Here is a 21,401-nt window from a genome sequence, read left to right as displayed (position 1 = left end):
CTGTTGGGGGGGTTTTTTTTTTTATTTTATTAATACCTCCCGGCCTTCCGCTTATTTCGTCCCCGCGCTGTGGTGTTTTTTTTTTTCTGTCGGCCTGCGGCGCGCGCGGCGGGGGGCCCCCCCCGAAACTGCGAACCTACTTCTGGATGCAGGTGTCGACGGTGTCCTTGGTGCATTCGTCGAGGCCGGTGAACACCGGATCGGCGACCGGCTTGCCGTCGACCAGGTCGATCATCACCGAGGGCGCCTTGTAGCCCATCTCGAACGGCCGCTGGCCAACCAGCGCGGTCACCAGTCCGTCACGGGCAATCGCCACCTCGTCGCCGATCGTGTCGGCGGCGCCGATGACGAAGGCGTTGCTGGCGATCTTGTCGGCCATCGGCTTGAACAGGTCGCGGTAGGGCTGCGGAGCGCCGAACAGCGGCCAGCCGCCCATGATGCCGAAGGCGTCGAGATCGGGATTGGCGGCGAGGATGTCGGTCATCGCCTGCACGCCCTTGGCGCCGTCGTCATTGGTGAACACCGGGCAGCCGGCAACTTCCGTCCAGCCGCCTTCGCCTGCCAGCGCCGCGAGGCCGTCCTTGCCCGACAGCGCGTCACGCATGCCCTGCGCGCGGCGCAGGATGTTGTCGGCGGCCGGATTGCCTTCGATGGTGCAGATCTTGCCGCCATTCGGCTTGGCCTTCTTGATGTATTCGCCGATCTTGTGACCCATCAGGTAATTGTCGGTGCCGAGATAGGTCTTGCGCAGCGCCGCATCTTCCTTGCTGAGGTCGGCGTCGAGGGTCATGATCGGGATCGACGGATTGGCGCTTTTGATCGTCTGCGCGATCAGCGGCGCGTTCGATGGCGAAATCGCCATTGCCACCGTATCGGGCTTGCTCAGCATGTCCTGGACGATCTGGGCTTCACCGGCCTCATCCGAGGTCGACGCTGGTCCGGTGTAGAAGCACTCATATTCCGAGCTGGCGTTTTCCTTGTTCCACTTCTCGCAACCCTGGTGGATGGCCTCGAAGAATGGATTGTCCAGACCCTTCACCACGATGACGAGCTGTTTCTTGGCCATAGCCGGCCCGGCACCCAACGCCATGACGGCGGCGGCAGCGAGCAATAGTGATTTCCTCATGTCAGTCCTCCCTTTGAAACAAACGGACACGGCGTGCCCGCCACACACAGATCGACCCGGAGCAAGATGACAGAGGACGTCGCACTCGTGTCGCCAAGCCAGGTCGATAAGCATTTTCATATTCAGTCTCAGACCGGCACCGACAGATACTGCTGGTTGCCAAATCCCTGACCGACAAACCCTCACCGATTCCTCCCGGCAACCCCGGGGGATCGGCGCAAGCTCCTCCGACACTTAGCTAATATCGCCTTGTCACCGACGTCAATGCTATTTGTCCTACAAAACTGATTTTTCGAAAGAAGCCGTGGTTGACGCCAAGGTGGCTTATGCGTAAATGGGCAAAATCGCTGCCTCCGGGAGGAACTGGGGAGAGCGAAAGGCCGCGGCAGAACCGCAGGCCGCAAAGCACGGGGAGGCAAGAAGGCTGGTGGCGGTTCTCGAACTCACCAACATCTCGAAGCATTTTGGCGCCATCCAGGCGGTCAACGACGTTTCGTTGTCGATCGAGGCCGGACAGGTTGTCGGCCTGATGGGCGACAACGGCGCCGGCAAGTCGACGCTGGTCAAGATGATCGCCGGCAATTTCCCGCCGAGCCATGGCACGATGCAGATGGACGGCAAGGAGCTGATCCTGCACAAGCCGGTCGAGGCGCGCCAGCACGGCATCGAAATCGTCCATCAGGACCTGGCACTGTGCAACAATCTGACGGCCGCCGCCAACGTCTATCTCGGCCGTGAATTGGGCCGCGGCCTCGGGCCGCTTCGCATCCTCGACTATGCTGCGATGTACAAGCGTGCCGGCCAGATCTTCGCCGAGCTGAAATCCGAAACGCGCCCGCGCGACCTGGTCAAACAAATGTCGGGCGGCCAGCGGCAGGCGGTGGCGATCGCCCGCACCATGCTTTCGCAGGCCAAGATCGTGCTGATGGACGAGCCGACGGCGGCGATCTCGGTGCGCCAGGTCGCCGAGGTGCTGAACCTGATCCGCCATTTGCGCGACCAGGGCATCGCCGTCGTGCTGATCAGCCACCGCATGCCCGACGTCTTTGACGTCGCCGACCGCGTCATCGTCATGCGGCGCGGCCGCAAGGTCGCCGACAAGACGATCGCATCGAGTTCGCCGGAAGAAGTCACCGGGCTCATCACCGGCGCCATCGAACAGGTATGATTGACGCCTCAACCATGAGTAAAAAAGGTCGATAATGGCAGTCACCCTTGATCAGACGATCGCGCACAAGCAGCACACCTTGCTGAGCAAGGTGTTTGCCAGCCAGACCTTCTGGGTGGTGATCGCGGTCATCCTCGCCTGCCTGTTCCTGTCGGTGGCCACGGATTCCTTTGCCACGACCAAGAACCTCTACAACATCACCCGCAACGTCACCTTCGTCGCCATCGTGGCGCTCGGTATGACCTTCGTCATCATCACCGGCGGTATCGACCTGTCGGTCGGCTCGGTGCTTTGCCTGTGCTCGATGGTGCTGGCCGTGACCATGCATGCCGGCTACGGCATCGAGATAGGCATTGGCGCTGCGATCGCGACAGCGCTGATCATCGGCGCCTTCAACGGGGTTCTGATCGCCTATCTCGGCTTCCCGCCCTTCGTGGTGACGCTCGGCATGCTGTCGATCGCACGCAGCCTTGCCATGGTCGCCTCCAACAACACCGTCGTCTTCCAGTTCGGGCCGGATCACGACAAGCTGCTGGCGCTGGGCGGCGGCGCCTGGGTGTTCGGCATCGCCAATCCGGTGCTTTACATGATCGTGCTGGCGTTGATCACCGGCTTTGTGCTGCGCTGGACGAAATTCGGCCGGCACATCTTCGCCATCGGCGGCAACGAGCATGCGGCAACGCTGACCGGCGTTCCGGTGCGCCAGATCAAGGTCGTCGTCTACATGATCTCGGCATTGGCGGCTGGCCTTGCCGGCATCATCCAGACCGGCTGGCTGGGCGCGGTCACCACCAATCTCGGCAACGGCATGGAGCTTCAGGTGATCGCCGCCACCGTCATCGGCGGCGCCAACCTGGCCGGCGGCATGGGCACGGCCTTCGGTGCGGTCGTCGGCGCGGCGCTGATCGAGGTCATCCGCAACAGCCTCGGCCTGCTCGGCATCAATGCCTTCTGGCAAGGCGTGTTCATCGGCGGCGCCATCCTGCTCGCCGTGCTGTTCGACCGCATCCGCAATTTCAGGCGCAACGACTGACGTTCAAGCGCAGCCTCCCCCTTCTCCCCTTGTGGGAGAAGGTGTCGCCGAAGGCGACGGATGAGGGGTGCTCCAGCTTGGCATCGCCTCATTTCTTCCAACACCCCTCAACCGTCTCGGCGCTAGCGCGCCGATCCACCTTCTCCCACAGGGGGACAAGGGGACGCGCTCCTATCGCCGGGTCTGAAAATCCGCCGCTGCGGCGCATGGCCGGCGCCCGGACGTGCACATCCGTCTTGACGCAAGCCCGAACTGCGCCGCACAATCGCTCGCAGCAGGCGAAGGGAGGCCAGTCGCCTGCGGGAGGATATACCCATGACGGAAGCGATCAGGCTCTACTGGGGCCGGTTCGGACATGTTTCTGTCCTGAACGTCGCCAGCGACTTCGTCACCCATGCCCATGTCGAGGCGCATATCATCATCTGGCTGGAAGGCACGGCCGGCGAGATGACCATCGGCCGCGAGACGGTGCGGCTTGGACCGGGCACCGCCGCCGGCATCAATTCCTTCCAGCCGCACAGCCACGCTCTGTCCCGCGACGGCACGCCCGGCCTGTTCCTCGCCTTTTACATCGATCCGGACTGGGCTCGAAGGCGCCGCGAGCTGCCTTCCTCCGCGCCGCTGTTCTCCACCCCGGCAATCACGCTCGAGCCTTGGCTGCACAAGTCAGCGGCTAACCTCCTCGACCATCTCAGCGACAATGAGAGCATCGACGACATCGCCAATTACGAGATCGAGCGCTTCATCGACAGCGTGCTCGATGCCGCCGACGCGTCCGCACCGCAGACGGTGCGCGCCCGCGTCAACACCATGCAGGACTTCCGCGTCCGCAAGGCGATCCAGCTGATGAAAGCCAATGTCTGCGAGCGTATCTGCTTCGACGACATGGCGCGCAGCGTCGGCCTGTCGCGGCCGCATTTTTTCGCGCTGTTCAAGGAACAGACCAATCTGACGCCCAACGTCTATTGGAACACGCTGCGCATGGAGGAAGCGGTGCGGCAATTGCAGTGGTCGCAGGAGCCGCTGATCTCGGTCGCCTGCAATCTCGGCTTCACCACGCAAGGCAATTTCTCGCGCTTCTTCCGCGACCATGTCGGCGTCCCGCCGACGCTTTACCGCGAGGCGGCGCGGGCGATCAGCTGAGCGCCCGTTTTTTCAGACTATTTGATAGGCGTTCAAGACGCATTGATAAGCGCTGCCGAGCCTGCCGCCCTACCCTCCCAGGCAGCCGATTTGCAAGGGAACGATCATATGGCGAAAGTCACCATCTCCAGCGTCATCGACGCGCCGGTCGAAAAGGTCTGGGCGCGCATACGCGACTTCAACGGCCTGCCGAGCTGGCACCCGCGCATGGTCGAAAGCCATATCGAAGACGGCAAGGATGCCGGCACGATCGGCTGCGTGCGCAATTTCCAGCTCGCCAGCGGCGCGCGCCTGCGCGAAAAGCTGCTCGACTTCTCCGACGAGAACTTCCTCGTCAGCTACGCCATCCTGGAGACGCCGCAGCCGCTCACCAACCACAAGGCGACGCTGCAGTTGCGGCGGGTGACCGACGGCGACCGCACCTATGCCGAATGGACCGCCAGCTTCGACGCCGCTCCTGAGGAAGCCGATAAATTGGCCGAAGGCATGGGCGCCAATGTTTTCCAGGGCGGGTTCAACGCCCTGAAGAACCACTTTGCCGGCCAGAGTTGAATGACGGACTAAGCCCGAAAAAGGGAGCGTTCCATGACGCTTGCATTGCAGACTTTCGCGACGGTGAAGGACGCCAGCGCGGCGCTGAAAGCCGCCGGCGCCCGCTATCTCGGTGGCGGCACGCTGGTCGTGCGCGCCGTCAATGAAGGCGACGTGTCGATCTCCGGTTTCGTCAGGTCGACCGACCCGGCGTTGTCGGCCATCAGCGTCTCCGGCGGCACGGTCCGCATCGGCGCCTCGGTGACCATGGCGGCGATCGCCCGTCACCCGGATCTGGCCACTCTTGCCCACGCCGCGCGCGCCGTCGGCGGCCCGGCGATCCGCAACATGGCGAGCGTCGGCGGCAATCTCTTCGCGCCAACGCCTTACGGCGATTTCACCGTTGCGCTGCTGGCTTTGGATGCAACTGTCAGCGCCGATGACGGCGAGCTGCCGATTGAGACATTCCTCGCAAAGCGCGAAAGCAACCACGCCATCGTCACTGCGGTCGGCTTCACGATTCCGAAGGAAGGCGGCTTTCGCTTCCTGAAAGTGTCGAGGGTCAAGCCAAAGGGCATTTCGGTGCTGAGCATCGCGACCGTGCTGGAGCACGCACCGGACGGCACCGTGTCGTCAGCGCGGATCGCGTTCGGCTGCATGGCCGACCGGCCGATCCGTGCCAGGGCGGCGGAGAAGGCCCTGATTGGCCGGGAACTCACGAGCGAGGGCATCGCACCGGCACTGGCTGTTGCCCGCGACGGCACTTCGCCGCGAACCGATCCGATCGCCAGTGCCTGGTATCGCAACGAAGTCCTGCCGGTCCATCTCGGCCGGCTGCTGCTCGCCTGAAAGACCGTGGCGCGTATGTCCGCCTGGCTGCGGCGCAAGGAGTAAAAAGATGGCAAAGGTCCCGGTTCAGTTCACGCTCAATGGTGCCGAAAAGGCCGAATTCATCGACAGCGGCACAACGCTGCTTCATGCGCTGCGCGACAAGATCGGCGACACCTCGCCGAAGGGCGGCTGCCATCAAGGCACCTGTGGCGCCTGCTCGGTCATCATCGACGGCGAGCTCAGGCTGTCCTGCCTGACGCTGGCCGAGACCTGCAACGGCGCAACCGTCACCACCACCTCGGGACTGGCGGAAGGCGGCGTGCTGCATCCGCTGCAACGCGCTTTCCTCGATGCTTTCGCCACGCAATGCGGTTTCTGCACGCCGGGCATGATCATGGCCGCCAAGGTGCTGCTCGACCAAACCCCGAACCCCAGCCGCGAGGACGTGGTCGAGGCGTTGTCGGGCAATATCTGCCGCTGCACCGGTTACGAGCCGATCATCCAGGCTGTGCTGAGCGCCGCGCGCTCCAATTCGCAGAACGCGGCTTGAGGGGAGTCAAGAAAATGGAACTCCGCAAGAGCTATTTCGCCGACCAGCGCAAGGACGATCTGCACGAGATCGGCCAGCCGCGGCCGCGATCGGATTCGCCCGGCCATGTCACCGGCAAGACCGCCTATTTCGCCGACCGCAATTTTCCCGGCATGCTGCACCTGAAGATGGTGCGCAGCCCGCATCATCACGCCCGCATCCGCAGCATCGATACGTCAGAGGCGGAAAAGCACCCCGGCGTCGTCAAGGTGCTGACCGCCAAGGATGTGCCGCACAATGTCTACACCATCCTGATCCTGATCCAGATCGGGCCGGAGGACGAGACGGTGCTGGCCGACGGCAAGGTGCGCTGGAAGGGCGAGGCCGTGGTGGCGGTGCTGGCCGAGACCGAGCGCGCCGCGCAGGAAGCCGCCGCCAAGGTCAAGGTCGATTACGAAGTGCTGCCGGCCGTCTTCGACATGGAGGAAGCGCTGAAGCCCGGCGCGCCGATCGTCAATGAGTACCATGGCCGGAATTATTACCTCTACGACAGCGGCGAATGCCGCAAGGTGCGCTTCGGCGATGTCGAGGCAAGCTTTACAGGAGCCGACCACGTGCTCGAACAGACCTACCAGTCTTCACCGATCGAGCATGCGCCGACCGAAACGACCGGCTGCATCGTCGCGCCGGAGGGCAACGACCGCTTCACCTGCTACACCAACACGCAGGCGATGTTCTTCACTCTCGATAACGCCTCGATCATCCTGCAGATGCCCGGCAACAAGTTGCATTTCGTCGGCGGCACTGTCGGCGGCGGCTTTGGCGGCAAGGTCGACGTCATCGTCGAGCCGATCGCCATCCTTGGCGCCAAAATAACAGGACGACCGGTCTGTTTTATCTACAGCCGCGAGGAAGAGATGCAGATTTCCTCGCCGCGCGCCGCCGAGAAAGTCGTCATCAAGGACGGCGTCATGAACGACGGCCGCATCGTCGCGCGCAAAGTGACCGGCTACACCGACGCCGGCGCCTATTCGCGCCATTCGCCCTACGGCGCGCAGAAGGGCGCCGGGCATTATCCCGGCCCGTATACGATCCCGAATGTCTGGATCGACACCTACTGCGTCTACACCAACCGCACCCCGTCCTCTGCGATGCGTGGCTTCGGCGTGACGATCGGCGATTTCGCGCTGGAGGTACAGATGGACAAGCTCGCCCGGCTGATCGGCATGGACCCGCTCGAATTCCGTTTCATCAACGCCTATCGCGATGGCGACATGAAAGCACATCGGCAGCCGACCGAGGGTGCTGCGCTGATCGAGTGCATGCAGGAAGCCTCGCGCGCCGCCAACTGGCCCGTGGCAGAAAAATTCATGGCGATGTCGTCTTACGCGAAGGGAGTTTGAGATGGCGATCAGGCGCGGACGCGGCGTCGCCGCGATCAACTATCCGACCGGCATGAATCTCGGCGGCGACCCGACCCAGGCGCTGGTCCATTCGACGCCGACCGGCAATTTCATGGTGACGCTGTCGAGCGTCGATCTCGGCCAGGGCATGAAGCAGATCATGGCGCAGATCTGCGCCGAGACGATCGGCGTGCCGACCGACCGCGTCGTCGTCGACACCGCCGACACCGACACCGGCCCGCATTGCATGGGCACCTTCGCCTCGCGCGGCACGCACCGCGCCGGCAATGCAGTCATCCAGGCGGCCAGGGAAGCCCGCCAGGTGATGCTGGAAGTGGCGGCCGAGGAGCTTGAAGTCAATGCGTCCGACCTCGAGACCGATGGCCAGGGCAACATCCTGGTCAAGGGCGCGCCGCAGAAATCGATCTCGATCTTCGATGTCGCGCTGTCGGCGCATTTCAAGCGCGGTCGTTCAATTTCCGGCCGCGGCATGTTTTTGATCCCCCGCTCCTATCCCGAAAAGGAAACCGGCGCGATGAAGCCGTCGACCTGCTACGCCCACGCCTGCACGGTTGCCGAGGTCGAGGTCGACGACGAGACCGGCGAGGTCACCGTGCTGACCGTGAAGAACGTCTTTGAGATCGGCCGCGCGCTGAACCCGAAAATGGTCGAGCAGCAGCTCGTCGGAGGCTCGTGGATGGGCATCAGCCATGCGCTCTACGAAACGACCGAACCCTATTATCCCAATCGCGACCATGGCGGCACCGACTTCAACCAATATCTGATGCCGGGTCCTGGGGATCTCGCTCAAACCGAGATCATCGTGCTGGAACGGCCCTCGGCGGACGGGCCGTATGGCGCCAAGGGGCCGGGCGAAATGTGCGCCAACCCGCAGATCCCGGCGGTCGCCAATGCCGTCTTCGACGCCGTCGGCGTGCGCATCGACACGCTGCCGATCACGCCGGAGCGCATCCTGCGGGCGCTGAAGGCGCAAGCCCCGAACTGAGTGCTGGAAATGCCCAAGAGAAGCGCCCGGACTTCAAGCGCAGAGACAGTCGCGACCTCGCCGGAGGCGGTGGCGTCCCGCCTCGCCGCCTCGCACTATCTCGCCGATGAAAGCCTGGCCACCGCAATCTTCCTGGCGATCCGGCTGGGCAAGCCGCTGCTGCTCGAAGGCGCGCCTGGCGTCGGCAAGACCGAAGCGGCGAAGGCGATAGCCGAACTGCTCGGGCGCGATCTGGTGCGGCTGCAATGCTATGAAGGCATCGACGCCGCACATGCGCTATACGAGTGGAACTACCAGCGCCAGCTGCTCGCCATCCGCCATGCCGGCGAGCACGAGGTCGACATCTATGACGACCGTTTCCTTATCGCGCGGCCGCTGCTGCAGGTGCTGAAGGCGCCGGAAAAGCGCGTGTTGCTGGTCGACGAAATCGACCGTTCCGACCATGAATTCGAAGCGCTGCTGCTGGAATTCCTGTCCGATTTCCAGATCAGCATTCCCGAGCGCGGCACCATTCGCGCGACGGCGCAGCCGATCGTCATCCTGACCTCGAACCGCACCCGTGAACTGGCCGAAGCGCTGCGGCGGCGCTGCGTCTACCACTCGATCACCTATCCCGACGCCATTCGCGAGGCCGAGATCATCATGCTGCGCGCCGGCGACGTCGCCGAGGCCACGGCGCGCGCCGTGGCTTCCGCCGTGCGCGACATCCGCGCGCGTCCGCTGGCCAAGCCGCCAGGCATCGCCGAGGCGGTCGAATGGGCCAATGCCGCCACCATCCTCGAAAAGGGCGGCAGCCCCTGGCCGGAAGCCTTCCGCCGGGCCATTGGCGTGCTGATCAAAGACGAGGAGGACCTTTCCTGCATCGCGCCCGAGCTCGGCAAGATTGTCGAGGAGGCGCTGGCGTGATGCGCAATCGACCCGCCTCTTTCCACAATACTGGCGCTCTACGGCGCCCCCCTCTGTCCTGCCGGACATCTCCCCCTCGAGGGGGGAGATTGGCAGTCACGAATGCTTTCGCCAATCTCCAATGTTGCAGGAAGGGCGACGCCAACGAAACTGCCAATCTCCCCCCTCGTGGGGGAGATGTCCGGCAGGACAGAGGGGGGCGCGAAGGATCGCGACGCCGAAGACCTGTCAGCCATGTGTAACAAAGTCAGCTTGCCGCGCGCCGCAACCCCAATGCTCGGCTTCGGCCGGCTGCTCCGCCGCTATGGCTTTGCTGTCGCGCCGGAGCAGGTATTAGACTTCATGCAGGCCGTAACCCTGCTCGGTCCCCGTTCGATGGCCGACATCCGCGAAGCGGCCCTCGCCACGCTGGCGCCGCCGCCCGACCGCCGCGACGAATTCGAGGCGCATTTCCGGAGCCATTTCTATGGCGACGCCGCGGCGCTGGTCGAAGGCGAGGCCGACGAGGAAACCCGCATCAAGGACGATGGTGCAACGGGCGACGAAGAAATCGAGGTGGTCCGCCAGGAGCAAGGCGGCGAATTGTCTTCGGCCAGCGAACAGTTGAGCGTCCGCGAGTTCCATCGCGACAGCGACGGGCTTGCCGCCTTCCGCCGCAAGCTCGCCACCGCTTTGCCCGCGCGCCGCTCCTTCCGCACCGTACGCACGCATGCGCGCGGCAAGCTCGATCTGCGCCGCTCGCTTCGCGAAATCGTCAGCGCCGACGGCGATATCCCCTCGCCGCTGCTGCGCCGGCGGCAGGCGGTGCCGCGCAAGCTTCTCATCCTCATCGATGTATCCGGCTCGATGAAGCTCTACACCTCGGACTATCTCAAGCTGGCGCATGCGGCCGTGCAAGGCGCCGACCGGGCGGAGGTCTTCACTTTCGGCACACGGCTGACCCGCATCACCTCGCCGCTGCGCATTCGCGACCGCGACCAGGCGCTGGCCCGCGCCGCTGCCCAGGTCGACGACTGGGACGGCGGCACCCGCATGGGACCGACGCTGCTCGCGTTTCTATCGGTGCCGCGCTTCTCCGCCTTTGCACGCGGGGCGGCAATCGTCATCCTGTCGGATGCGCTGGAGCGCGGCGACCATTCCGAGCTGGAGACGGCGATACGCCGGCTGAGCGCCCGCGCCTTTCGGCTTTCGCTGGCGACGCCATTGGCCGGCGATCCGCGTTTTCGGCCGGCCACGGCAGCACTTCGCACCATCCTGCCGGTGCTCGACGATCTGGTCGACGGCTCGTCGATCGCCGGCCTCACCGAGTTCATCCTGTCGCTCGCCCGCCCCGCCCCTGCGGCCGCGGCAATCTGGAAGAGGGTTTCGTGATGCAGAAGGCGATCGACGCGCATTTCCACATCTGGCGCCAAAAGGACCAGCCATGGCTGGTCGGGCCGATGGTGCCGCGCATCTTTGGCCCTTACGAGCCGATCCGCCGCGACTATCCGATCGAGGAATTCCTCGCCGACCAGCAAGGCTCGGGCGTCGAGAAGGCGGTCTATGTCCAGACCAACTGGGCCAAGGAGGATTTCGAGAACGAGGTCGCGTTCCTGCAGAAGACCGCGGAAGAAACCGGCTGGCCGCACGCCATCGTCGGCTATGCCGACATGACCGTGGACGACGTGCGTTCCCGGATCGACCGGCTGATCAAATACCCTCTGCTGCGCGGCGTGCGCATGCAGCTGCACTGGCACGGAACGCCGGCCTTCCGCTTCGCCGCCTCGGCCGATCAGGTCATCGACCCGAAGGTGCGGGCCAATGTCGCGCGGCTCAAGGATTACGGCCTATCCTTCGACCTGCAGCTTTTCCCCGCCCAGATGAAGGATGGGCTGACGCTCGTCGGCGACAACCCCGAGACCAATTTCATCCTCACCCACGCCGGCATGCTGACCGACATGGAGCCGGAGACCACCGAGGCGTGGAAGTCCGGCCTGCGCACGCTGTCAGCGGCGCCCAACCTCTATGCAAAGCTGTCCGGCCTCGGCACCTTCGTCCACCGCAACGACCCGGCGCTGATCGGCTATATCGTCGACAACGCCATCGACATCTTCGGCAGCGACCATTTGATGTTCGGCTCGAACTTCCCGATCGAGAAGCTGTGGACCAGCCATGCCGAGCTGATCAGGGCGCACCGCGCAGCCGTAGGCAAACATGGCGCGGCCGCCGAGGCGGATATTTTCTGGAACACTGCGGCGAAGGTTTATCGGCCGGTGTAGCGCGCATCCCTTCTCCCGTTGTGGGAGAAGGTGGATCGGCGCGTAGCGCCGAGACGGATGAGGGGTGCTGGAAGAAACTCGGCGGAGAAAATCCAAGCGATTTGAAGCACTTACGTCTCCAAGGCCGCGATCCGTCCAGCACCCCTCATCCGACCGAGCTTCGCTCGGCCACCTTCTCCCACAAGGGGAAAAGGGAAGGCGCCGCGCCTCACCTCACTTCACCTCGAATTCCGGATCGACCGGGATCTGCAGCGCTGTCACCATCTGGTTGGTTTGCCCGGCCAGCCCGATGATCGAGACCAACTCGCCATGCTGCGCGTCGGTCATGCCTTTGGCCCGCGCTGCGGCGGTGTGCGAGTGGACGCAATAGGAGCAGCCATTGGCGGTCGAGACGGCGATGTAGATCATCTCCTTGGTCAGCGGATCGATGGCGCTGTCAGCGACCATCACCGCCTTGAGCTGCTCCCAGACCCGCTTCAGCGAGACCGGATCATTGGCCAGCCCACGCCAGAAATTGTTGACGAAATCGGATTTGCGCGTCGCGCGGATGTCGTCGAACACAGCCTTCACGGCGGGAATCGCCTGGACCTCGGCATCGGTCAGAAGTTTCGTCGTGGCCATGGCTTGGTCCTTTCGTTTGGATCGTTATGCGAGGTCGTTGAATCAGGTCGGGAGAAAAGGCGGCTAACCGCCTTGGATGAATCAGCAATTGACGCGCTGAGGCAAGACCGTAAGGCTGGCCGAGGCCCCTCACCTTCGTCATCCCTGGGCGAAGCAGGAGCGAAGCTCCGTCGCGGAGACCCTGGGATCCATGCCGTGACCTTAGCCGAAGCGTGATAGTGTGCTGAAGGTTCTGCAAAAAGTTTTGGAGAGAGAACGGCGCCTGCTCTGAGGGGCGAGCGGCCATGGCACGGTGGTGACATTGCGATCACCGATTCCCGTGGGAGGGGAAGTGCCATGACCAATCGAGACGTTAGACTGAGCAGAGGCGAGTTGAAAGCGTTGCTGTTGTCGGATGAGGACGGCTTTCGCCAGGCATTGCAGAGTGTCGTGCAGGAGGTTCTTGAAGCCGAGATGACGGAGGCGATCGGGGCCGAGAAAGGGGAGCGGACGGCGGAGCGGACGAGTTACCGGTCCGGCTATTACGAGCGCAAGCTGGTGACGCGGGTCGGGGTGCTGGAGCTTCGCGTTCCGCAGGATCGGGCTGGCCGGTTCTCGACGGAGTTGTTTGAGCGCTACCAGCGTTCGGAGAAGGCATTGGTGTCGGCGCTGGTCGAGATGTACGTGCAGGGCGTCTCGACCCGCAAGGTGAAGGCGGTGACGGAGGAATTGTGCGGCCACTCTTTCTCGGCCTCGACGGTGAGCGAGGCGACGATGCGGCTGGATGAGGCGCTCAAGGCGTTCTTCACGCAGCGGCTCGAGGAAAGCTATCCGTATCTCATCTTGGACGCGCGCTACGAGCGGGCTCGCGAGGCGGGCGTGATCGCCAGCCAGGCGGTGCTGGTGGCGATCGGCGTGGATTGGGAGGGCCGGCGCCAGGTTCTGGGCGTGGAGCTGGCCAACCGGAGAGCCATTCGAGCTGGCGCGAGTTCGTGACGGGGCTCAAGAATCGCGGGCTCGCCGGCGTCGAGTTCGTCGTCTCCGACGACCATCCGGGGCTCAGGGCGGCAATCCGCGAAGTGCTGCCCGAGGCGGTCTGGCAGCGCTGCTACGTGCACTTTCTCAGAAACGCGCTCGACTACGTGCCGCGCAAGGTCGACGACGATTGCCTGATGGAGCTCAGATGGTTCTACGACCGGCGCGACCTTGCCGAGGTCAAACGCGACCTGGCGCAGTGGATCGCCAAATGGCAGGCCAAATACCCGAAGCTGGTCAACTGGGTGGAAGATAACATCGAGGAGACGCTGAGCTTCTATCGGCTGCCGCTAGCTCACCACAAGCACATGAAGTCGACGAACATGCTGGAGCGGCTGAACCAGGAGATCAAGCGGCGCACCCTGGTCGTTCGCATCTTCCCCAACCCGCGGAGCTGTCTGCGACTGGTTCGGGCATTGGCGGTGGAGATCCACGAGAACTGGCTCGAGGCGACCCGCTACCTCAACATGGATCATCTGCGCGAGCACAAGAAGGAGAGCCTGAGGGCCTTGGCCGCCTGAGCACCGTCATGTGTCCGCCGCTCCGCTAAACACGGGGGCTGCGCGGCGGACACGCCGACGTCACCGCAATGCCACGCCATTTTGCAGAACTTGACGCACACAACTCGAAGCGTGCAGCGGAGCAGAATGCTGCACCGCGGCAGCGCTCTGATGTAGCGGCATGGATCCTGGGGTCTGCGCCGCGTCGCTTCGCTCCTTGCTTCGCCCCAGGATGACGAAACGACGGCCGCCTCGGCCAATCTCCAAAGTGTACGATCCGCCGGCGCAAAAACCATCCAAATGTCAACCTTCCGCGCCCGGGAACCTAATGCACGGCCGCGTACATGATCTTCTCCTCCGTGGCCTCCGCAGGCGAAAACTCCTCGACGATGCGGCCTTGCCGGCAGACCAGGATGCGGTCGGAGAGGTTCATGATCTCCGGCAGGTAGGACGAGATGACGACGACGGCGAGGCCTTCATCGGCCAGCCGGTTGATGATCTGGTGGATCTCGGCGATGGCGCCGACATCGACGCCGCGCGTCGGCTCGTCGAAGACGACGATGCGCGGCTTCTGCACCAGCCCCTTGCCGATCACCACCTTCTGCTGGTTGCCTCCGGAAAGCTCGACCACGCGGGCATTGTCGTTGATCGCCTTGACGTTCAGCGTCCTGGTCCATTCGGCAGACATCGCCCGCATCTCCTGCGCGTTGATTACCCAGCCCTTTTCCCGCCCCGCCGCCAAAAAGCCGCCGAACAGGTTCTCGGCGACGTCCATCGTCTCGAAAATCCCCTCGCTTTTGCGGTCTTCGGTGACATAGACGATACCGTCCGCCACCGCCTCGCTGGGCACGAGATAGCGCACCGGCCGGTCGTGCAGTTCGATGCTGCCGCCGCGCAGGAAGTCGCGCTTGTAGATGCCGGAGACGATCTTGAACGTCTCGGTGCGGCCCGAGCCGATCAGCCCGAACACGCCGGTGATCTGGCCCTCGAAGATCGAGAAGGAATTGTTGCGCACGACATTGCTCATCGAGATGTCCTGTACCGACAGCACCTTCCTGCCGGCCCTGCGCAGCCTGGCCTCGTCGCGCTGGCTGTAGAGCTGTCCCGAAAGCGTCCGCCCGACCATGGCGGCGACGATCCTGTCGCGATCGAAAGCGGCGGTATTGTCGGTGATCACCAGCTCGCCGTCGCGCAGGATGGTGATGCGGTCGGCGATATCAAGCGCCTCTTCGAGCGCATGGCTGATGAAGACGATCGACACCCCCCTTGCCTTGAGCCGGCGGATCAGTGCGAAGAAGTGCCGCTTCTCCTCCGGCGTCAGCGTCGCCGTCGGCTCGTCGAAGATGATGATCTCGGCATTGTGGTGGACGGCGCGCGCAATTTCGACCATCTGCCGCTTGGCGGCGCCCAGCGTCGCCACCATGGCGTTCGGGTCGACCGGGAAGTTCAGCGACTGCAGGAACTGCTGCGCCGAGATGTAGGTGCCGCGCAGCCGGTTGAGAAAGCGCTCCGTGCCGAGGTAGAGGTTCTGCGCCACCGTCATCGACGGCACCAGGCTGGTCTCCTGGAACACCATGGCGATGCCGGCTTGAAGCGCCGCGTGCGGCGAGCCGTAGGCGATCTCCTGCCCCTTGTGGAACATCTTTCCCGATGTCGCGTCGACGACGCCGGCGATGATCTTGGTCAGCGTCGATTTTCCCGCACCGTTCTCGCCGAGTAGCGCGTGGATCTCGCCCTTGCGCAGCTCGAAGCTGACATTCTTCACCGCAGGCACGCCGCGATAGGTCTTGGTCACGTTCTCCAGGCGGACGATCGGTTCCATCAGCGATGCCCTCCTGAAGCCAGATCGATGGCCAGCAGGCAATCGCCGCCTTTCGAGGCAATGAACAGGCGACCGTCTGTCTCCGCCACGCTGCAGATGCCGTGGCGCGTGCCGTTGGCGCGGCTGTGCAGGCTGTACCGCGGCCGCATGTCCCGATCGAGCCTGACCACCAGCCCGTAGGAGCGGCTCGGCGACCACGGCTTGTGGATGCCCATGGTGCGGATGCCGCCGCATTGCAGCGGCTCGAGGAAGCTGCGGTTGGAGGCGAGTGCCGGCGCGATCCAGTGTTGCGGCGACACTTGCGCCAGCATGTCGTTCCGATAGTGCGTTTCCTGTAGCACGAATTCGATCAGACGGTTCCGGGGCGCAAACAGCGCCAGCCAGGCACCGCCATCGGCGGCGGGCGATAGCCGCGCGGGATAGCCGGGCAGATGCGCCAGCACCGTCGAGCGGCTGCCTGTCGCGCCGTCGAAGCGGACGAGTTGGTGCCGCCAGCTCTCGCCGACCAACACGTCCTTGCCGGTTGGATGCAGCCCATAGGGAAAGGCGATGTCACCGGCGAGCTTGCGGAATTCGCTGCCTGCCGGATCGCGCTTCCACAGCGAACCCGACGCACCCTTCTTCATCAGATCGGCGGCCCATTGCGACGGCCCGTGGTCGGCCGAGCCATTTGCCAGCCAAAGCGTGCCATCTTCCGCGTAGGCGAGTGCTGTGATGCAGCGGATCTCGGCCGGCAGGGCGGCCTCCTTGCCTGCAATCAGCAGCCTGCCGCTTTCGAGCCCGACCGTCAGTTCGCCGGCAGGCGAGCGCGCGAGCGCGGTGACTGCGGCCGGAAATGTCTCGACCAGAACAGGCGCGCCACCGGCGGCGAGCGCGTAGACGGCATTGCCGCTGGAAACCAGCAGCCGGCCGTCGGCGACCAGCAGATTATCAGGCTCGAGCAGTTCGGCGAAGGCCGCAGCATCGTCCAGCAGCGTGTTCGGCCTGAAGGCGCCGTCGAGCGGCGGGATGGTCACCGCCTTGCCGCGGAAGATGTCGAGGATCGGGTCCAGCATCATGCCTTCGCCCCCCAGTAAGAAGCGGGGCTGGTCCAGTTCGGGTCGGCCCCGGCAATCCGGTAGCGGCCGATGCGGTTGTTGAGAATACCGCCGACGAACAGAAAACCCTTGTGCTCGCGCATCGAGGTGACCATCGGATGCGCGGCGCCCGACAGGTCGCCCATCGCTTCGACGATGCCGCCCTTCTCGTTGAATTTCACCACGCCGCCGGTGTTGATGTTGGGGAACAGCCATTCGTCCTGCGGCAGCCGGCGCGTCATGCGCTTGCGCATGTCGGGGTGGCGCAGCGACAGGTCGAAGCTTGGCGTGCGCATGCCGAGCCAGGCCATCCAGTAATTGCCGTCCGACGCTCGGTTGATGTTGTCGGGGTAGCCAGGCATGTCGCGGATGACGCATTCGGCAACGCCCGCCTTCGGCCCTTCCAGCCAGTAGCGGTGCACGCGGCAGGCCCAGCTTTCGGCGAAGAACAGCGACTTGCCGTCATGCGCCATGCAGACGCCGTTGGTGTAACGGTAGCCGTCGAGCAATGTCTTGGTCGAACCGTCCGTCGGATCATAGACGAGCAGCCGCCCGGTGGCGCGGTTCTCGATCGAATCCAGCGCCCAGTCGTGCGCGTCATAGCGCTTGGTGGAATCGGTGAAGTAGATGCGGCCGTCCGGCGCGATGTCGCAATCATTTGGGTCGCGCAGCCGCGCATCGTCGACGATCGAGGTCCAGGAGCGCGACGTTTCCGCCGAAAGCCGCTTCACCTCCCGCTGCGGCGAAACCGAATAAAGGCCCATCGCGCCAACACAGCTGATCAGATTGCCTGTCTTGTCGAAGGCCAGGCCGAGCGGAAAGCCGCCAATATGGGCAAAGACCTCCGAGCGTTTGTAGTCCGGTGCGAAGAAACGGACGATCTCGCCATGCCTGGTGCCGCAATAGAGATGGTCGTCGCGGTCGAGGATGACGTCTTCCGGCCCTTCCAGCTCGCCGAGCCCGATATGGTCAGCCCCAGACAGCCGATTGTCGAGCTCGTAAGGCGTGCCCGAGCCCGGTGCCGCCGACTGCGTTGCGCCCATTTTCAGATAGACCGGTGCGACATAGACCTCGTCCAGAACCTTGTGGCGGTTCTTCAGCCAGCGAATGTCGATGGTGACGGCGACGGCCAGCATGATGCCCAGCACCATCTGGTTGGTGCCGGTGCCATAGCCCAGCCGGATCAGCCCGTTGGTCATCGTCAGCACGATGATTGCGCCCATCAGCCCCTTGATCACCGAACCGCGGCCGCCGCCCAGGCTGACGCCGCCGACGACCGCCGCCGTCAACGCCATGACCTCAAGGTTGAGGCCGGTTCCCGGCCCTGCCCCGCTCAGCCGGCAGGCGATGAGAAAGCCGCCGAGCGAGGCGCAGAAGCCGGAGAACACATAAGTCATGAACACGGTGTGGCGCACGCGGATGCCGGCATTGTGGGCCGAGCGCCGCGACCCGCCTACCGCCTGCACATGCCAGCCGGGCCGCGAGCGCGTCAGCGCGACGTGGGTGATGATGGCCAGGATAATCGCCGCCCACACCGCAACCGACAGGCCCCAAAAGGTATCGTCGCCGATGAAGTCCAGCACATCCGATGTGGCATCGGAAAGCTGCACGTCGGCGGCATAGGTGGTGACCAGTATGTCGAACAGCGCCCGCCCGAAAATGAAGGTGACCAGTGTCGTCAGGAAAGCGCGCAGGCGGAAATAGCCGATCAGATAGCCATTGATCGCGCCGAACAGCAGGCCGGTGACGATCGAGGCGGCCAGCGCCAGCCACATCGACTGTTCGAGGATGAAGAAGACGAACACGGCGGAAAAGCACGACAGCGCGAAGATCGAGCCGACCGAAAGGTCGATGCCGCCGCCCAGCATGACCACCGTCATGCCGGTGACCACCAGCGAGAACTCGCCGAGCTGGCGGGTCGATTCCTGCAGCGACATCGGCTTGAAGAAGCCGGGAATGATTGAACCGAACACGCCGAGCGTCGCCACCAGCGCCAGGAACGGAATGGCGTTGTCGGTCCAGCGTTTGCTCAATATCTCGCCGACGAGATGGTCGGGCACGAGATTGTAGCGCCAGGACTGGAGGCGTTCGCGAAAGGACATCGGTTGCTGCTATTCGAGAGAAAAGGGAAAAAGAGGCCGGGCTATCCGCAGAACAATCGCCTCAGGTTTGCGCTGCCCCTCACCCTTACCCTCTCCCCGTATAGAGACGGGGAGAGGGGGTCGCCAGCGTTGGAGCGTATCCCTTCTCCCCGTCACTATACGGGGAGAAGGTGCCGGCAGGCGGATGAGGGGCAGCGCCAAGCTCAGGAAAGCCGGCCTACTTGGCCGCAGCTTGGGCTTGCAGTGCTTTCAAGTCCCAGCAGCTGTCTGGCTTGAGGTCGGCCTTGGTTGTCGCCTTCTCCAGCGTGTAGATGTAGGTGTGCGAGGTGCCGGCCGGCTGGCCACTCTGCAACAGGAACTTGATGACGGCGTTGATGTCGCCCGACTGGCGGGCAAGGTCGGTCATCACCACCGCGCCATAGGTGCCGTCCTGCAGCTTGTCGCAGTCGGCGGTCTTTTCGCCACCGCCGGTGGTGACCAGAAAGACTTTGCCCTCGAGCTTGGCATCGCGGATCGCAGCAGATGCGCCGGTCGCGTCGCCGTCCCAGAAATCGATGATGGCGCAGATGTCGGGGTTCTGCTGCAGCATCGTCGTCGTCACGTTGCGCGAGGTCGTCGCATCCCAGTTGGAGTCAGGCTTGGCCACGACCTTGAAGTCGGGGTTCTTGTCCAGCACCTTCATGATGCCGGCATATTGGTAGAGGCTCGACGAGTTGGCCTGGTCGCCCTGCACTAGCCCGATCTTCTTGGACGAGTTCGGCCCACAACCCTTGATCGCCGCTTCGGCTTCCAGCTGGCCGAGCCGATCCCAGTCGCTGCCTACAAAGGCATCGGCCGGGAAGTTCGCCGGATTGTCGACCAAAAGCACATAGGTGCCTGCGGCCTGCGCCTTCTTCATCAGCTTGGCATAGGAGTTGAGGTCCGGCGAATGGATGATCAGCACGTCCGGCCTGGTGTCCGACGAGATTGCGTCGGTTATCGCCTGCGCGCCGGCATCGACCACCCAGTTCGGGTCACGCGTCTCGAACACGCCGCCCCAGGCCTCGACCTCCGTCTTCAGGTAATGCGCCCAGCCCTGTGCCAGGTCGAAGCCCATCGCCATCGGTACCAGCATCACGCGCTTGCCCTTGAGTGCTTGCGAATAGGCGCCCGGACCCGGATCTTCGGCCGCGAAGCTTGGCGCCACGAATGCGGAGGCGGCAAGCGCTGCCGCGGCAGCCATAAACGTCCTGATGATTTTCATGTCACATCCTCTGGTTTGGTCGTTGTCGTTCGCGGCCGGCCCCAACCGTTCGCGTCAGTCTAAATGTCGCCTTGCTGCGCGGTCTGCTCGTCGCGCGGATTGATGAACCCATCGACGATGATCGCCGCCAGCAGGATCGCGGCCTTGATCAGGTTCTGATAGAGCAGCGGAATGTCGATGATGGTCATCGCATTGAGCAGGATGCCGATCAGCGCGGCACCCACCAGCACGTTGCGCACCCCGCCCCGCCCGCCAGACAGACCGATGCCGCCGATCACCGCCACCAGCACGATGTCGTAGAGCAGCGTGGAATTGACGATGCGGGTGTTGATCGAATGCAGGCTGGCGGCGGTGAGCAGGCCGGCCACCAGCGAGACCAGGGCCGACAGCACGTAGCGCAGCACCAGCATCGGGCGCACTGGAATGCCGATGTTGCGCGCGGCAACCGGGTTGTCGCCGGCGAAATAGACGTAGCGACCCCATTTGGTGTAGCGCAGGAACAGGAAAAAGGCGAAAGCCAGCCCGGCGAAGACAAAGACCTCGACCGGGATGTCGAGGAAACGCAGCCCGCCCAGAAGCTCGACCCAATGGCCGGGCGGCACCGGCACGGCGTCCTGTGTGATCAATTGTGAGCGCACATAGCCGAAGACGAAGGATGCGGTCGCCAGCGTCACGAAGATCGCCGGAACCTCGGCGTAGGCGACCAGGATTCCGTTCAACAGCCCGATGGCGAGAACGCCAGCGAGCACATAGGCGAAGGCCAGCCCGTCGGATGTTCCCGAATTCAGCAGTTGCAGATACCAGGCGACCGACATCGCCATGATCGCCACCGCCGACAGGTCGATGCCCCTGCCGATAATGACGACCGCCATGCCGAGCGCCAATATGCCCAGCACCGAGACCGAGCGCACGATGGCAACGAGATTGTTCGAGTTGATAAAACCAGGCAGTCCGATGGCGGCGGCAATGAACAGCACAACCGCGATGGCAAAGACAACGCCCTCCTGGTTCAGGCTTCTCCAGTTTAGCCAGCCGGTCGCGTTCATTGCCCGCTTTCACCCGCGATGGCTACGCCCTGCTCCCTCTGCG

Annotated in this window: 18 protein-coding genes and 1 pseudogene; 12 read left to right on the top strand and 7 right to left on the bottom strand. The window is 63.9% G+C overall.

Translation table 11 applies throughout. The annotated features are described in order from the left end of the window. Positions 1-136: 136 nt before the first annotated feature. Positions 137-1,126 carry a sugar-binding protein gene (locus tag NKI70_RS11485; protein WP_023675805.1) on the bottom strand — a complete coding sequence of 330 codons (990 nt, stop codon included), beginning with the start codon at positions 1,124-1,126 and terminating at the stop codon, positions 137-139. A gap of 427 nt (positions 1,127-1,553) precedes the next feature. Between NKI70_RS11485 and NKI70_RS11480 the strand changes: the two genes are divergently transcribed. From NKI70_RS11480 to NKI70_RS11430, 11 genes are all read left to right on the top strand, one after another. Further along, on the top strand, positions 1,554-2,294 hold the full coding sequence (locus NKI70_RS11480; protein WP_352700186.1) for an ATP-binding cassette domain-containing protein: 741 nt from the start codon (positions 1,554-1,556) through the stop codon (positions 2,292-2,294). Between the two features lie 34 nt (positions 2,295-2,328). Then, on the top strand, positions 2,329-3,327 hold the full coding sequence (locus NKI70_RS11475) for an ABC transporter permease (protein ID WP_254820532.1): 999 nt from the start codon (positions 2,329-2,331) through the stop codon (positions 3,325-3,327). A 315-nt stretch (positions 3,328-3,642) separates the two neighbouring features. Next, positions 3,643-4,470: an AraC family transcriptional regulator gene (locus NKI70_RS11470; protein ID WP_352700185.1), complete on the top strand. Its 828-nt coding sequence runs from the start codon at positions 3,643-3,645 to the stop codon at positions 4,468-4,470. A 108-nt stretch (positions 4,471-4,578) separates the two neighbouring features. Next, positions 4,579-5,022 (top strand): SRPBCC family protein, encoded by a 444-nt coding sequence (locus NKI70_RS11465; protein WP_352648639.1) that lies wholly within the window; start codon positions 4,579-4,581, stop codon positions 5,020-5,022. 33 nt (positions 5,023-5,055) lie between these two features. Next, complete coding sequence (locus NKI70_RS11460; RefSeq protein WP_352700184.1) at positions 5,056-5,850, top strand: FAD binding domain-containing protein; 795 nt, start codon at positions 5,056-5,058, stop codon at positions 5,848-5,850. A 49-nt stretch (positions 5,851-5,899) separates the two neighbouring features. Further along, positions 5,900-6,382: a (2Fe-2S)-binding protein gene (locus NKI70_RS11455; protein ID WP_352503850.1), complete on the top strand. Its 483-nt coding sequence runs from the start codon at positions 5,900-5,902 to the stop codon at positions 6,380-6,382. 14 nt (positions 6,383-6,396) lie between these two features. Beyond that, a complete protein-coding gene (locus NKI70_RS11450; RefSeq protein WP_352571739.1) occupies positions 6,397-7,764 on the top strand; it encodes a xanthine dehydrogenase family protein molybdopterin-binding subunit in 1,368 nt (455 codons plus the stop codon). 1 nt (position 7,765) lies between these two features. Next, positions 7,766-8,770 (top strand): xanthine dehydrogenase family protein molybdopterin-binding subunit, encoded by a 1,005-nt coding sequence (locus tag NKI70_RS11445; protein WP_352571738.1) that lies wholly within the window; start codon positions 7,766-7,768, stop codon positions 8,768-8,770. 9 nt (positions 8,771-8,779) lie between these two features. Next, positions 8,780-9,676, top strand: a complete 897-nt coding sequence (locus NKI70_RS11440) for an AAA family ATPase (RefSeq protein ID WP_352700183.1) — start codon at positions 8,780-8,782, stop codon at positions 9,674-9,676. 234 nt (positions 9,677-9,910) lie between these two features. Further along, complete coding sequence (locus NKI70_RS11435; protein ID WP_352571736.1) at positions 9,911-11,047, top strand: vWA domain-containing protein; 1,137 nt, start codon at positions 9,911-9,913, stop codon at positions 11,045-11,047. Next, positions 11,047-11,934: an amidohydrolase family protein gene (locus tag NKI70_RS11430; RefSeq protein WP_352571803.1), complete on the top strand. Its 888-nt coding sequence runs from the start codon at positions 11,047-11,049 to the stop codon at positions 11,932-11,934. Before NKI70_RS11435 ends, NKI70_RS11430 begins: the two co-directional genes overlap by 1 nt. Positions 11,935-12,147: 213 nt before the next feature. On the opposite strand, the gene NKI70_RS11425 is transcribed toward NKI70_RS11430, so the two are convergent. Continuing rightward, positions 12,148-12,555 carry a carboxymuconolactone decarboxylase family protein gene (locus tag NKI70_RS11425; protein WP_352571735.1) on the bottom strand — a complete coding sequence of 136 codons (408 nt, stop codon included), beginning with the start codon at positions 12,553-12,555 and terminating at the stop codon, positions 12,148-12,150. A gap of 336 nt (positions 12,556-12,891) precedes the next feature. Here NKI70_RS11425 and NKI70_RS11420 point away from each other — a divergent pair. Beyond that, positions 12,892-14,090: pseudogene (locus NKI70_RS11420) on the top strand (IS256 family transposase). A 304-nt stretch (positions 14,091-14,394) separates the two neighbouring features. Here the strand turns inward: NKI70_RS11420 and NKI70_RS11415 are convergent. The 5 genes from NKI70_RS11415 to NKI70_RS11395 all read right to left on the bottom strand — a co-directional run bounded on the left by NKI70_RS11415 (position 14,395) and on the right by NKI70_RS11395 (position 21,358). Then, entirely contained in the window at positions 14,395-15,891 is a 1,497-nt protein-coding gene (locus NKI70_RS11415) for a sugar ABC transporter ATP-binding protein (RefSeq protein WP_352571247.1), read from the bottom strand. Next, positions 15,891-16,949 (bottom strand): SMP-30/gluconolactonase/LRE family protein, encoded by a 1,059-nt coding sequence (locus NKI70_RS11410; RefSeq protein WP_352571248.1) that lies wholly within the window; start codon positions 16,947-16,949, stop codon positions 15,891-15,893. The genes NKI70_RS11415 and NKI70_RS11410 overlap by 1 nt, the downstream gene beginning before the upstream one ends. After that, positions 16,946-19,069: an ABC transporter permease gene (locus NKI70_RS11405; RefSeq protein WP_352724602.1), complete on the bottom strand. Its 2,124-nt coding sequence runs from the start codon at positions 19,067-19,069 to the stop codon at positions 16,946-16,948. The genes NKI70_RS11410 and NKI70_RS11405 overlap by 4 nt, the downstream gene beginning before the upstream one ends. Before the next feature lie 217 nt (positions 19,070-19,286). Then, positions 19,287-20,312: a sugar ABC transporter substrate-binding protein gene (locus NKI70_RS11400; protein WP_352465280.1), complete on the bottom strand. Its 1,026-nt coding sequence runs from the start codon at positions 20,310-20,312 to the stop codon at positions 19,287-19,289. Between the two features lie 59 nt (positions 20,313-20,371). Then, entirely contained in the window at positions 20,372-21,358 is a 987-nt protein-coding gene (locus NKI70_RS11395; protein ID WP_352724601.1) for an ABC transporter permease, read from the bottom strand. Between the last annotated feature and the right edge of the window lie 43 nt (positions 21,359-21,401).

Source organism: Mesorhizobium sp. M0500, assembly GCF_040321165.1.
In the GTDB taxonomy this organism is placed as follows: domain Bacteria; phylum Pseudomonadota; class Alphaproteobacteria; order Rhizobiales; family Rhizobiaceae; genus Mesorhizobium.
This window is presented reverse-complemented; position numbering and strand designations above follow the sequence as displayed.

What these genes read in the sequence shown, in the direction of transcription:
- NKI70_RS11440 (WP_352700183.1), top strand. Translation starts at nt 8,780, where the DNA reads ATGCCCAAGAGAAGCGCCCGGACTTCAAGCGCAGAGACAGTCGCGACC.
- NKI70_RS11445 (WP_352571738.1), top strand. Translation starts at nt 7,766, where the DNA reads ATGGCGATCAGGCGCGGACGCGGCGTCGCCGCGATCAACTATCCGACC.
- NKI70_RS11465 (WP_352648639.1), top strand. Translation starts at nt 4,579, where the DNA reads ATGGCGAAAGTCACCATCTCCAGCGTCATCGACGCGCCGGTCGAAAAG.
- NKI70_RS11455 (WP_352503850.1), top strand. Translation starts at nt 5,900, where the DNA reads ATGGCAAAGGTCCCGGTTCAGTTCACGCTCAATGGTGCCGAAAAGGCC.
- NKI70_RS11430 (WP_352571803.1), top strand. Translation starts at nt 11,047, where the DNA reads ATGCAGAAGGCGATCGACGCGCATTTCCACATCTGGCGCCAAAAGGAC.
- NKI70_RS11460 (WP_352700184.1), top strand. Translation starts at nt 5,056, where the DNA reads ATGACGCTTGCATTGCAGACTTTCGCGACGGTGAAGGACGCCAGCGCG.
- NKI70_RS11410 (WP_352571248.1), bottom strand. Translation starts at nt 16,949, where the DNA reads ATGATGCTGGACCCGATCCTCGACATCTTCCGCGGCAAGGCGGTGACC.
- NKI70_RS11395 (WP_352724601.1), bottom strand. Translation starts at nt 21,358, where the DNA reads ATGAACGCGACCGGCTGGCTAAACTGGAGAAGCCTGAACCAGGAGGGC.
- NKI70_RS11405 (WP_352724602.1), bottom strand. Translation starts at nt 19,069, where the DNA reads ATGTCCTTTCGCGAACGCCTCCAGTCCTGGCGCTACAATCTCGTGCCC.
- NKI70_RS11425 (WP_352571735.1), bottom strand. Translation starts at nt 12,555, where the DNA reads ATGGCCACGACGAAACTTCTGACCGATGCCGAGGTCCAGGCGATTCCC.
- NKI70_RS11450 (WP_352571739.1), top strand. Translation starts at nt 6,397, where the DNA reads ATGGAACTCCGCAAGAGCTATTTCGCCGACCAGCGCAAGGACGATCTG.
- NKI70_RS11400 (WP_352465280.1), bottom strand. Translation starts at nt 20,312, where the DNA reads ATGAAAATCATCAGGACGTTTATGGCTGCCGCGGCAGCGCTTGCCGCC.
- NKI70_RS11475 (WP_254820532.1), top strand. Translation starts at nt 2,329, where the DNA reads ATGGCAGTCACCCTTGATCAGACGATCGCGCACAAGCAGCACACCTTG.
- NKI70_RS11435 (WP_352571736.1), top strand. Translation starts at nt 9,911, where the DNA reads ATGTGTAACAAAGTCAGCTTGCCGCGCGCCGCAACCCCAATGCTCGGC.
- NKI70_RS11485 (WP_023675805.1), bottom strand. Translation starts at nt 1,126, where the DNA reads ATGAGGAAATCACTATTGCTCGCTGCCGCCGCCGTCATGGCGTTGGGT.
- NKI70_RS11415 (WP_352571247.1), bottom strand. Translation starts at nt 15,891, where the DNA reads ATGGAACCGATCGTCCGCCTGGAGAACGTGACCAAGACCTATCGCGGC.
- NKI70_RS11470 (WP_352700185.1), top strand. Translation starts at nt 3,643, where the DNA reads ATGACGGAAGCGATCAGGCTCTACTGGGGCCGGTTCGGACATGTTTCT.